The sequence below is a fragment of the Pseudomonas sp. Sample_21 genome (assembly GCF_004307525.1).
Taxonomy (GTDB): Bacteria; Pseudomonadota; Gammaproteobacteria; order Pseudomonadales; family Pseudomonadaceae; genus Aquipseudomonas; species Aquipseudomonas atacamensis.
Genome location: NZ_RCNZ01000044.1, coordinates 42,163 through 53,382, shown reverse-complemented (window position 1 = coordinate 53,382; position 11,220 = coordinate 42,163). Strand labels below are relative to the sequence as shown.

General features: G+C 62.2%; 10 protein-coding genes. 1 reads left to right on the top strand and 9 read right to left on the bottom strand.

Going from position 1 to position 11,220, the window contains the following annotated elements; translation table 11 throughout:
- Window positions 1–707 precede the first annotated feature (707 nt).
- From D8U71_RS06425 to D8U71_RS06385, 9 genes are all read right to left on the bottom strand, one after another.
- Window positions 708–1,748: an AI-2E family transporter gene (locus D8U71_RS06425; protein ID WP_024013952.1), complete on the bottom strand. Its 1,041-nt coding sequence runs from the start codon at window positions 1,746–1,748 to the stop codon at window positions 708–710.
- 69 nt (window positions 1,749–1,817) lie between these two features.
- Window positions 1,818–2,624: a DUF4892 domain-containing protein gene (locus D8U71_RS06420; RefSeq protein ID WP_130887413.1), complete on the bottom strand. Its 807-nt coding sequence runs from the start codon at window positions 2,622–2,624 to the stop codon at window positions 1,818–1,820.
- Window positions 2,625–2,739: 115 nt separating this feature from the next.
- Entirely contained in the window at window positions 2,740–3,594 is an 855-nt protein-coding gene (locus D8U71_RS06415; RefSeq protein WP_130887412.1) for an alpha/beta hydrolase, read from the bottom strand.
- Window positions 3,591–4,397 (bottom strand): alpha/beta hydrolase, encoded by an 807-nt coding sequence (locus D8U71_RS06410; protein ID WP_130887411.1) that lies wholly within the window; start codon window positions 4,395–4,397, stop codon window positions 3,591–3,593. The genes D8U71_RS06415 and D8U71_RS06410 overlap by 4 nt, the downstream gene beginning before the upstream one ends.
- A gap of 313 nt (window positions 4,398–4,710) precedes the next feature.
- Entirely contained in the window at window positions 4,711–5,154 is a 444-nt protein-coding gene (locus D8U71_RS06405) for a hotdog fold thioesterase (protein WP_016773655.1), read from the bottom strand.
- Window positions 5,155–5,185: 31 nt separating this feature from the next.
- The gene (locus D8U71_RS06400; RefSeq protein ID WP_130887410.1) at window positions 5,186–6,841 is read right to left on the bottom strand and encodes an AMP-binding protein; all 1,656 of its coding nucleotides are present in this window, start codon (window positions 6,839–6,841) and stop codon (window positions 5,186–5,188) included.
- Between the two features lie 204 nt (window positions 6,842–7,045).
- Window positions 7,046–7,498 (bottom strand): phosphohistidine phosphatase SixA, encoded by a 453-nt coding sequence (gene sixA, locus D8U71_RS06395; protein ID WP_125926509.1) that lies wholly within the window; start codon window positions 7,496–7,498, stop codon window positions 7,046–7,048.
- Window positions 7,495–7,842 carry a DUF4389 domain-containing protein gene (locus tag D8U71_RS06390; protein ID WP_122507621.1) on the bottom strand — a complete coding sequence of 116 codons (348 nt, stop codon included), beginning with the start codon at window positions 7,840–7,842 and terminating at the stop codon, window positions 7,495–7,497. The genes sixA and D8U71_RS06390 overlap by 4 nt, the downstream gene beginning before the upstream one ends.
- A gap of 30 nt (window positions 7,843–7,872) precedes the next feature.
- The gene (locus D8U71_RS06385; RefSeq protein WP_024013958.1) at window positions 7,873–8,898 is read right to left on the bottom strand and encodes an NAD(P)H-dependent glycerol-3-phosphate dehydrogenase; all 1,026 of its coding nucleotides are present in this window, start codon (window positions 8,896–8,898) and stop codon (window positions 7,873–7,875) included.
- Between the two features lie 197 nt (window positions 8,899–9,095).
- Between D8U71_RS06385 and D8U71_RS06380 the strand changes: the two genes are divergently transcribed.
- Entirely contained in the window at window positions 9,096–11,219 is a 2,124-nt protein-coding gene (locus D8U71_RS06380) for a TonB-dependent receptor (protein ID WP_130887409.1), read from the top strand.
- The last annotated feature ends 1 nt before the right edge of the window (window position 11,220 follow it).

Sequence of the window (11,220 nt, the reverse complement as noted above, 5' to 3'; positions counted from 1 at the left end):
GGCTCGCTCCCACAATGAAACTGAGTGTATTCGGTAGATATTGGTTGGATGTGAGGGCGCTATCGCTGGCAAGCCAGCTCCCACAGGGATCGAGTGGTTTCAGAGAGAGATGGGTTGGCTGCCAGGCCGCCTTCGCGAGCAGGCTCGCTCCCACAATGAAACTGAGTGTATTCGGTAGATATTGGTTGGATGTGAGGGCGCTATCGCTGGCAAGCCAGCTCCCACAGGGATCGAGTGGTTTCAGAGAGAGATGGGTTGGCTGCCAGGCCGCCTTCGCGAGCAGGCTCGCTCCCACAAAATCAAAAGCAAAAGCAAAGCAGCGCAGCTGCCCGCGGCGAAGCCGCCCCACTCAACAATGAGCGCAAGCTCGAGTGCTCTTGATCTTGATCCACCGGCGACGTCGGAAGGCTGAGTGGAGGGATTGATCCGGGCGTGGGAGCGCAGCGACCGTCTGGCGCAGCCAGACACAGCGGAAGGAGGTGCAGCGAAGCAAACCGGAGCCGCTGCGCCCGGATCAGTCCCGGAGCGAAGGGACCCGAGCCTGCGAGGGCCGAACGCAGGAGCTAGCGTTTTTTGCTTACTTTTTTTGGCGCTTGTAAAAAAGTAAGTCGCCGTCAGGCGAAACCGCCAGCCGCCGCAGCGAACCCTTCGGATATTCACACCAGACAAACCCAAGCATGGTCGGCCCAAAGGCCGCCAAGCCCCCCCTAGACCCGAGCCTGACTCTTACTCCAATCCGTCAAAAGACTATAAGCCACCGCCAACAAAGTAGGCCCAATAAACAACCCGATAAACCCAAACGCAATCAACCCACCAAACACCCCGAGCAACACAATCACCAATGGCAGATTGCCGCCACGGCTGATCAGATACGGCTTGAGCACATTGTCCACGCCACTGATGATGAACGTCCCCCAGATCCCGAGAAAGATCGCCATCCCGTACTCACCCTTCCACACCAGCCAAGCCGTGGCCGGCACCCACACCAGCGGTGGCCCCATCGGAATCAGACTCAGCATAAACGTGACGATCCCCAGCACCAGCGCCCCCGGCACCCCGGCAATGAAAAAGCCGATCAACGCCAGCACCGCCTGCGCCGCCGCCGTACCAATCACGCCGTTGACCACCCGCTGCACCGTGCCCGCCACCAATTCGATGTAATAACCGGCACGATCGCCAATCAAGCGCTGCAGCAGACTGTGCACAAACGCCGCCAGTCGTGGCCCGTCACGGTAGAAAAAGAACACGAACACCAGGCTCAGCGTCAGCTCGAGAATCCCGCCGCCGATCTGCGCACTGCGCGCCAGCAGCCAGTTACCGACCTGGCCCAGATACGGCTTGATCGAGACCATCAACGCCGCGCCCTGCTGATCGATGCTGTCCCACATCGCCACCAGTCGCTCACCAACCAAAGGCACGCTGCCAAGCCAGGTGGGCGCTTCCGGCAAGCCGTCGACCTGCACATCCTTGATCAATGCCGTGGCATCGCGCACATGATCGGCAAGATTGAAGCCCAGCCACACCAGCGGCGCCGCCACCAGCAACATCCAGCCCAGTGTCAGGATCAACGCGGCCAGCGATTCGCGGCCATTGAGCGCGCGGGTCAACAAACGCATCAGCGGCCAACTGGCGAACGCCAGCACCGCGCCCCAGAACAGCGCCGACCAGAACGGCGCCATCACCCACAGGCTGGCACCGAATAACACCAGCAGCAGAATCTGCACCAGCAGGCGATCGTTATTGAGCATGGGAAGTCTCGGCAAAGTCAGTCAGCGAAAGAGTAGGCGAACACTGCGTGCATGCTCGCCCGGCACAGCTTATCGCAACAGGTCGATGCGCAGGCCAGAGCCTTCGAGATTGCCGGTCTCCAGACGCGCCGCCCGCACACCCTGAGTGATCAACGCCTGGCGCCAGGCTTCGGCCTTGGGCCCGGAAACCGTGACCCGCAAGGTCGTGTCGAGATTCAGGCCACGGGAAATCAGGCGCAGCCAGGTGGCATTCGGCTCATCAGCGAGTTTCGGGAAATCCAGCTCGCGGGTGCTTTTCAACTGGCGCAGCAGGGTTGCCGAGGTCGGCAGCAGTTCGCCCAACGGCGCAGTCGCCTCGAACTGTTCGACATGCAGATAGGCTTTGCGATTGCCGCGAGTGATGCTGTAGAGCGCCACCAGCGTGTTGTCCTTTGGCGCCGCCAGCCGGAGCAACAGATAAGCCTGCTGCTCGTCAGCGCCATACAGCTTGGCGTTGCCGAACACCTCGTTGGCCCACAGGCTGCTTTCGCCGCAATCGCGGGCCTGGCACCAGAACAGCAACTCGGCGTCCTGCTGTTGCAGGGCTTCGCGGGCGGCGGTAAAGGCTTCGGTGGCGGAATGTTCCGGCGGCAACTCGTAAGTCACCGAGGTGGTCTGGCCACGGGCGGTGACCTGACCGTCGAAGCGCAACTGGCCGCTGATCTTGCGGATCGAGCCCAGCGGGTAGATGCGCTCCAGCTCGGCCGCCGGGCGATAGTCGACGATCTGTGCGTCGGCCAGACGCGGCACGATTTGCAGATCCTGGCTGCCCGGCACATCGGCAGCGAAGGACAAGGAGCTGAAGCAGCACAGCGCGAAAAGACTGAGTGGCCGCATAGTCAGGCTCACCGGACGGTCATAGCTGGGCGGGTCGGGGTCGCAGCGGTATAGAAATCCATCAAGTTTGTCTCCTGTTTCAACCCGCCCAGCCTCGGCAGTTGCCGGTAGCAAGTCAAGGCATGGCGAAGAAGCGATTGAAACAGTCTGCTACAAGACCTGCGCCAACCTCGTCATTCAGGTGCAGATGATGCCCGCCCGGCAACTGTTCGTGACCGAAGGGTAGACGCTGCAGCAACTCAGGATGCCTGGCCAGCATGCCATCCGCCGCGACCACCAGATGCGCCGGGCAACCGACGCGCGAGGCAAATGCCATTGCCTGTTCTTCCGTCAGGCGCAGCGGCGATGGCAGGGTCAGGCGATTGTCGGTGCGCCAGGTGTAACCGCCGGGCACCGGCATCAAACCGCGCTGGGCCAACAGTTCGGCGGCCTCGCGACTGACTGCCACCAGGCCTTTCATCCGCGCCTCGATGGCACGCTCAAGAGTGGTATAGACCGGTTTGCGCTTTTCCCGCAGATCAAGTTGCGCCTGTAGGGCCATGCCCATGCGCTCGGCGGCGTTTTCGCCTTTGTCTGTCGGAGGAATAACGCCATCGATGAGCGCCAGATGGCTGATGCGTTCAGGCAGCGAACCGGCCAGCACCATCGAGACAATCGCGCCCATCGAATGCCCGAGCAGGCCGAAACGCTTCCAGCCCAGCTGCTCGGCGACTTGCAGCACATCATGGGCGTAGTCCCACAGGGCATAACCGGCGCCGCTTGGCCGATGAGCGGAATGACCGTGGCCGGCCATGTCCAGCGCGACGATACGCAAACCGTGGAGCTTCGGCGCCAGCCGGGCAAAGCTGTTGGCGTTGTCGAGCCAACCGTGCAACGCGATCACCGGCAAACCGTCCTCGGGGCCGAACAGATGCACGGCCAACTCGATATGCGGCAGGTTCAGGCGCACTTCTTCGCAGGTCGCGCTCATGCGCAATCCTTGTTCTGCCGCTGTTCCCAGCGCATGAACAGGCTCTTAAGCAGCCGTGCCGTGTCCTGCGGGCGCTCCAGCGGGAACATGTGCCCGCCGGGCATGCTCAGCGCCTCGCCCTGGGGCAGGCGCGAGACGAAACGTGTGTGATGGCGCATGACCACCCGGCTCTTGTGCCCGCGCACGATGGCCAGCGGCACCTGCAACTGGCGGGTGCGCCCCGGACTGGTGTGCGGCACGCCGCGATAAATGCTGATTTCGGTGGCCGGGTCGAAACGCAGACGCAGCTTGTCGTCGACCTGATGCAAACCGTGTTGCAGGTAGGCATCGAAGCATTCCGGGTCGAAGCCGCGAAACAGGGTTTTGCCGGAAAAGTAACTGCGTGCACTGTCGAGATCGGCGAACTCTTCACGGCGTCCGAGGGTGCGCCCGGCCGGGGTCAGCCGGTCGATGAAACCAAAACGCTTGGCCGCGCGAATCACCCACTGATCGGTGCGGGTCAGCACCGGCGAGTCGAGCATCACCACGCCGCGATACAGCTCGGGACAGCGCAACGCCGCGTGCAAGTGCAGCAGACCGCCAAAGGAATGGCCAACGCCCCACACCGGCTGTTCCTGCAGCTCGAGGTGATGGATCAGTTCATCGACCAGGTTGTACCAGTTGTCGTCCGCCGGAAAACGCGGGTCATGGGCGTGCTGCTCCAGATGCACGACCCGATACTCCGGCGCCAGCGCCGCGAACAACTTGCCATAGGTCCCCGAAGGGAAGCCGTTGGCGTGGGCGAAAAAGATCGGTTGCGACATGCGGGCAAATCCATGAGCGGGAATCGTGGCGTTGATTGTCCGCAAGAGCCGGCGTCGCAGCAATGACTGTAAGTGCCAGGAATGATGACAGTCCGGTCAGGGTGATGTGCATCAGCGAGACCGCTGCCCCCTCACCCCAGCCCTCTCCCCCAAGGGGGCGAGGGGGAAAGGGAGCAGATCGGGGGAGTGTCCGGGACCTGAGCTCGACTCGAATTATCAGGTCGACGAGGATCGCGAAAACCACACGGCAGGCCCCCTCTCCCTCTGGGAGAGGGCTGGGGTGAGGGCTCGACCTGACGGAACCCGACAGATGTCAACGCAGCGGCGGCTGTTCCCCCAGCGGCACCACCGCCATGGTCAGGCGCGATACGCAACTGGCCTTGCCTTCGTCGCTGGTCAAACGGATGTCCCAGACATGCGTGGTGCGCCCGATATGGATCGGCGTGGCCACCGCCGTCACCCGCCCACTGCGCAAACCGCGCAAGTGATTGGCGTTGATCTCCAGGCCGACGCAATAGAATTTACTGGCATCGATGCACAGATAACTGGCCATCGAACCCACGGTTTCCGCCAGCACCACCGATGCGCCGCCATGCAGCAGGCCGTAAGGCTGGTGGGTGCGATGGTCGATGACCATGCTCGCGGTCAGCGACTGTTCGTCGAAGGCTTCGAAGCGAATATCCAGCACTTCGCCAATGGTGTTCTTCTGGATTGCGTTCAACTGTTCGATGTCGGGAGTAGTACGCCACAAGCTCATCGCAGACTTCCTTTGTTGTTGTAATCGATGCTCAATCCTGCCACAGCACCGCCTCGCTGCGCGCGCTCCATTCTTCGAAGCGTGCGCCGTAGCGGTCTTCGATGACGTTGCGTTTGATTTTCAGGGTTGGCGTGAGGAAGCCGTTATCCACCGCCCAGTTGTCCTTGACCACCACCAGCCGGCGCAGGCGTTCGTGCTTGTCGAGGGCGGCGTTGACCTCTTCCAGCAGCTTTTCCAGGCTCGCGTGCAGACTGGCACGAGGCTCTTGCTGATTGACCGTCGACAGCACGCACAACCCCAGCGGTGCACTCAGGCCATCGCCCACCACGCACACTTGTTCGATGCGTGAATGCACGGCCAGACGGTTTTCGATCGGTGCCGGCGCGACGTATTTGCCTTTGCTGGTCTTGAAGATTTCCTTGAGTCGCCCGGTCAGGCGCAGGCGCCCTTCGCTGTCCTGCTCACCCTTGTCGCCGGTGCGCAGAAAGCCGTCTGCGGTCAGCGTCTCGGCGGTTTTCTGCGGTTCCTTGAAATAGCCGAGCATGTTGGCCTGGCTGCGCACCTGCACTTCGCCGGACTCATCGATGCGCACCTCGACTTCCGGGCACGGCTGGCCGATCCAGCCCTGTTTGTATCGCCCCGGCAGGCAGATATGCGAATAGCCGCAGCCCTCGGTCATGCCGTACACCTCCAGCACATCGAGGCCAAGTTTCTGATACCAGGCGAGCAAGGTCTGCGGCACCGGCGCGGCACCGGACAACGCTACGCGCAAGGCATCCAGGCCGAGCCCGGCCAGCACTTTGTGCCCGACCCGCTTGCCGATGAAGGGCAACCCGAGGAGGAAGTCCAGACGCTGCGCCGGGATCTTGCTGTACACACCCATCTGGAATTTGGTCCAGATACGCGGCACGCCGAACATTGCCGTAGGCCGCGCGCGCTGCAGATCGGTGATGAAAGTCTCGAGGCTTTCGGCGAAGAACACGGTCTGTCCGGTGTAGATCGAGGCCAATTCGACAAACATGCGCTCGGCAACGTGGCACAGCGGTAGATACGACAGCAGCCGATCGTTCTCGTTGAGCCCGAACAGCTGCGTGCCACGACTGGTGGCGAAACCGAGATTGGCGAAACTGTGCATCACGCCTTTGGGCAGGCCGGTAGTACCGGAGGTGTAGATGATTGTCGCCAATTGCTCGGCGGCGGGACGTGGATCGTCCTGGATTGGCGAACAGCTCTGCAGGTCCGCCCAGCTGTAATCGAACTCGCCTGGCGGATGCAGTGGCAGGCTGATGGTCGGCAAACCCGTCGGCACGCCTTGCGCCATGCCTGCCCAGTCATCGAGCTTGCCGATGAACGCCAGCGCACTTTCCGAGTGAGTCAGCACTTGCGCAACGGATTCAGCGGTGAGATTGGGGTACAGCGGCACCGACACATGTCCGGCCATCCAGATCGCCAGGTCGGCGATGATCCAGTGCGCGCAGTTTTTCGAGATCAGCGCAATGTGGCTGCCGGGCGGCAGCTCCCGCGCCCGCAACCAGTGCGCGGCGCAGCGGGCCTGATGGCCGACATCGGCCCACGTCAGCGTCTCCACCTGACCACCGCCGATGGGCTGCACCAGAAAGCGCTGGCGCGGGTGCCGGGCTTCCCGTTCGTAGAACACGTCCAGCGGCAAACGGAAGGCGGCAGACATGCGACTCGCTCCTGTTTTTTTTGGTCTGGAGCAAGCGTAGTCAACCAAGCAAGTGCTTGGTTGGAATTTTCAAACAAATAATTTCATGGGTTGGCAGAAATCATTGTGGGAGCGAGCCTGCTCGCGAATGCAGTATGTCAGCCCCAAAAAGGGTGAATGACACGCCGCCTTCGCGAGCAGGCTCGCTCCCACAGGGATATGGCGTTAAGGGTGCTTGAGGCTGTTGAGCTTCATCGAGCCGATCAGCAGTTCGCTGTGCTCAAGCTCCGCCAGCCCCGCTGTACTGACCTTCTCCGACGGATGCCCGGCGCCGTGCTGCAGATAGCTGAGCAGATCGCCCACCAACGGGTTGTGACTGACCAGCAGCACATTGCTCACCGCGACCAATTGCTCGGCGACCTTGTCCGGATCGCTCTCCGGCGTCAGCCACTCGACCGTACGGATCTCCGGCTCGAACCCCAGCGCCTCGCGCACGATCTGCGCGGTCTGCTGCGCGCGCAGATAAGGGCTGGCGTAAATCGCCGTCAGCGGCTGGCCCATCAGATGCGCCGCGCTGCGCAGGACTTCTTTACGACCATGCTCGGTCAGCTCGCGCTCGGAATCGATTTTCGAGCCGTGAGGCACCGCCTCACCATGACGCAATACCCACAGTTTCATAGCTTGGGCTCCTCATCGCGCACCGGGTGCGCGGTCGGGGCGACGGTGTGCGGCGCTTCCCCTTCCGGGGTGCGCGGCGCTGGCCAGTCGGCGAACGGCCAGGGCTTCTGGTCACTGTGAAACGTGCCGAAGCGGCCGATCTGCGCGAGGAACTGGCTGAGGCTGTCGCCAAAATTCATCAGGCTGGCGCTCGGTGCGCCGTAGATCAGGCGGTAGATCAGTTGCACCAAGACCACCGCGCCGAGGATGAACTGCGCGACTTGCCAGACCAGCAGATAAACGATCATCCACAACACCCGCAGGAGGATGGATTCGTACTGGGTTTCGCTTTTCGAATCGTTCATGGCTTGCTTCCTGTCCGTGTAACAGCTGAATCAGTTGAAACCGCTGGTGGAAATAAAGTCGACGTCGGTTTTCGGCTCGGCACGCATCAGTAGACCGATCACCTGCTCCAGCGTGCGTCCTTCGAACAGGATCGCGTGCAGCCCGGCGACCAGCGGCATGTACACGCCGACTTCCTGGGACTTGGCCTTGAGCACCTTGAGGGTGTTGACCCCTTCGGCGACCTCGCCGAGACGCGACACCGCTTCATCGAGGCTCAAGCCCTGACCGAGGGCGAAACCGACCTGGTAGTTGCGGCTCTTGGGTGACGAACAGGTGACGATCAGATCGCCGACCCCGGCCAGACCAAGGAAGGTCATCGGGTTCGCGCCCTGATTCACCGCAAAGCGGGTCATCTCGGCCAAGGCGCGAGTGATCAGCATGCTCTTGGTGTTCTCGCCCATCTCCAGCGCCACCGCCATGCCGGCGATGATCGCGTAAACGTTTTTCAACGCCCCGCCCAGCTCGACACCGAAACGGTCGGCGCTGGCGTAAACGCGAAAGGTACGACCGTGCAGGGCGGCTTGCACCGCTTTGCACAGTTCTTCGTCTTCGCTGGCGACCACCGTGGCGGTCAGTGCGTGCTCGGCGATTTCCCGCGCCAGGTTCGGCCCGGACAACACGCCGATGCGCGCCTGCGGGGCGATCTCTTCGAGAATCTGGCTCATCAGCTTGAAGGTCTGCGCTTCGATGCCTTTGGTCAGGCTGACCAGCATCTTGCCGCTCAAGCGCTCGGCGTGGGCGGCGAGTACCGTGCGCAAGGCGCTGGATGGCAGCGCGACAAAGCACAGATCGCAGGCATCGAGAGTGGCTTGCAGGTCGGTGACAGCGGTCACCCCTGGCAAAATCTTGATGCCTTTGAGGTAACGCGGGTTTTCGCGATTGACCCGGATGGCCTCGGCCTGCTCGGGGTCACGCATCCACTGAAGGACTTGATGGCCGTTCTCGGCCAGCAGATTGGCCACGGCGGTACCAAAACTTCCGCCTCCCAGGACCGCAATCGGGCGCTGTTCAGTCATATGCAATCCGTTAATCCATACCAGTGGCGATGCCGGGCATTATACGGGGCGACCCGATGGCGGCCAGCCCCAGCAACAATTACCGACATTTGTAGGAAGAAGACCAATAAAACCTAGGAAAATGCCTGCAACGTCACTGGAAAAGTCGCCGCCCTCGGTTAACATGCGCGCCAATTCTTCTCTCTGCAGGCTGTGTCGTGTTTTCTGGCCCTCCTCCCCCGCGCTCGCCGCTGCTCCTGGCGCTGCTGTTCAGCCCGCTGGTGCTGGCGGACGATCTGTTCGTCGACAGCCAGACGCTGCCGCTGGTGCTGACGGCCACGCGACTGAAGCAGACGCCGGCGGAAGTGCCCGGAAGCATGACCGTTCTCGATAGCGAACTGATCAGCGCCAGCGGTGCCCGCGACATCAGCGAACTGCTGCGGCTGGTACCGGGAATGATGGTTGGCAGCATCAACGGCAATCAGCCGGCGGTGAACTACCACGGCACCAACGCCAGCGAAGCACGGCGCATGCAGGTGTTGATCGATGGCCGCTCGGTGTATCGCGCCGGCCTGGCGACGGTGGACTGGAGCGATATCCCGGTAGCGATGGAAGACATCGACCGGATCGAGGTATTTCGCGGCCCGAACACGGTCAGCTACGGCGCCAATGCGTTGATGGCGGTGATCAACATCATCACCCGCCACCCAGCCGACAGCCATGGCACGCGTTTGAAGATCACGCGCGGCCAGCGTGGCATCAACGACTTTTATGCCAGTCAGGGCACCGGTTGGGACGGCGGTGATCTGCGCCTGTCGCTGTCCGGCCAGGAAGACGACGGTTTCGACAGCGACCGCAACGGCGCCGATTATCGCGACAGTCGACGCTTGAATCGTCTGAGCCTGGCGGTCAGCCACGACCTCAATGAAGGGCAAAGCCTCGACTGGCAGCTCAACGCCAAGGACGGCAGCAATCAGCGACCTTATACCTACCGCCCGGTGTTCTCGGGGATTACCGACGCCGGGAACAATTCCGACGTGGTGGCCAAGGATTACGCCGGTTCGGTGCGCTGGAACCTCGATATCAACCCCGAACACAGCCTTTATGTGCAAGGTTCGGCGCAGCACTGGGATCGACAGCAAGTCTGGCGCGCCTGCGATGCCGAGGTGTCGTTCAGCCCCGAGCTGGCGCAGCTGTGGCAGCTCAACCCGAATTACACCGAACGGCTGGCGCGCAACATCAACCAGTTCACCGGCCCCGGCGCGGCACCCGGCACGCCGCAGGAAATGGCGCTGGCCAATCAAGTGCTCGAGCAATGGCGCAACGGCGCCAGCCGGACCTTGTGCGGCGATATCGACCAGAGCGCCCGCGAATCGCGCTACGACCTCGAACTGCAGGACACCCTCAGCCTGTCCGACAGCCTGCGACTGGTCAGCGGCCTCAACTACCGCTACGACCGCGCCGATTCCGAGACCTATTTCAACGGCACCCTCGACGACACCACCTGGCGCGCCTTCGGCCAACTGGAATGGCGCGCCACCGAGCACTGGCTGGTGCAGGGCGGAGCGATGTTCGAAGACACGCAACTGATCGGCAGTTCGCTGACCCCGCGCTTCGCGGTCAACTACCTGATCAACCCGCGTCATGGCCTGCGCGCGGTGTACTCGGAAGCGATCCGCTCGCCGGACATGTTCGAGAACAACGTCAACTGGAGCTATCAGGTCAGCAACCTGCGACCCTCGGCCTACGGCCAGTCGTCGGCGCGCTATTTCGTCAAGACCCGTGGCCCCGGTGATCTCGATCAGGAACACATGCGCTCGCGCGAGTTGGGCTACAACGGTTACTTCGCCGAACTCGGACTGGCCGTCGACGTGAAGCTGTTCTACGACGAAATCACCGGGATGATCAGCGAACCGCTGCGCAACAATCAGTACATCGCCAGCAACGCCAACAGCTCGCGCTTTCGCGGCACCGAAACGCAACTCGACTGGCGCCTCAGCAGCGCCGACCGTTTGCGTTTGACCTACGCCTTCGTCGACGCCGAGGCGAGCAATCCGCTGGACCAGCAGTTGACCTCGCGCAACAGCGGTTCCGCCGGTTGGCTGCGCAATTGGGGCCATGGCTGGAACAGCGCCCTCTTCTATTACGGCGACAACGCGCTCAACGGCTATCGCTTCGAACGCGTCGACACGCGCATCGCCAAACGCATCGCCATTGGCAAAGCTCAGCTGCAATTGGCCGGCGTGCTGCAACAGCGCCTCGATCATCAGCCGAACACCTTCGTCGACAATAATTACGATGAACGCCGGGTGATGTATTTCAGTGCCGAGCTGGAGTTCTAGG

Bases quoted from the DNA above. Each gene is read 5' to 3' on its own strand.
- sixA (WP_125926509.1), bottom strand. From the start codon at position 7,498: ATGAAACTGTGGGTATTGCGTCATGGTGAGGCGGTGCCTCACGGCTCG.
- D8U71_RS06385 (WP_024013958.1), bottom strand. From the start codon at position 8,898: ATGACTGAACAGCGCCCGATTGCGGTCCTGGGAGGCGGAAGTTTTGGT.
- D8U71_RS06390 (WP_122507621.1), bottom strand. From the start codon at position 7,842: ATGAACGATTCGAAAAGCGAAACCCAGTACGAATCCATCCTCCTGCGG.
- D8U71_RS06425 (WP_024013952.1), bottom strand. From the start codon at position 1,748: ATGCTCAATAACGATCGCCTGCTGGTGCAGATTCTGCTGCTGGTGTTA.
- D8U71_RS06400 (WP_130887410.1), bottom strand. From the start codon at position 6,841: ATGTCTGCCGCCTTCCGTTTGCCGCTGGACGTGTTCTACGAACGGGAA.
- D8U71_RS06405 (WP_016773655.1), bottom strand. From the start codon at position 5,154: ATGAGCTTGTGGCGTACTACTCCCGACATCGAACAGTTGAACGCAATC.
- D8U71_RS06415 (WP_130887412.1), bottom strand. From the start codon at position 3,594: ATGAGCGCGACCTGCGAAGAAGTGCGCCTGAACCTGCCGCATATCGAG.
- D8U71_RS06420 (WP_130887413.1), bottom strand. From the start codon at position 2,624: ATGCGGCCACTCAGTCTTTTCGCGCTGTGCTGCTTCAGCTCCTTGTCC.
- D8U71_RS06410 (WP_130887411.1), bottom strand. From the start codon at position 4,397: ATGTCGCAACCGATCTTTTTCGCCCACGCCAACGGCTTCCCTTCGGGG.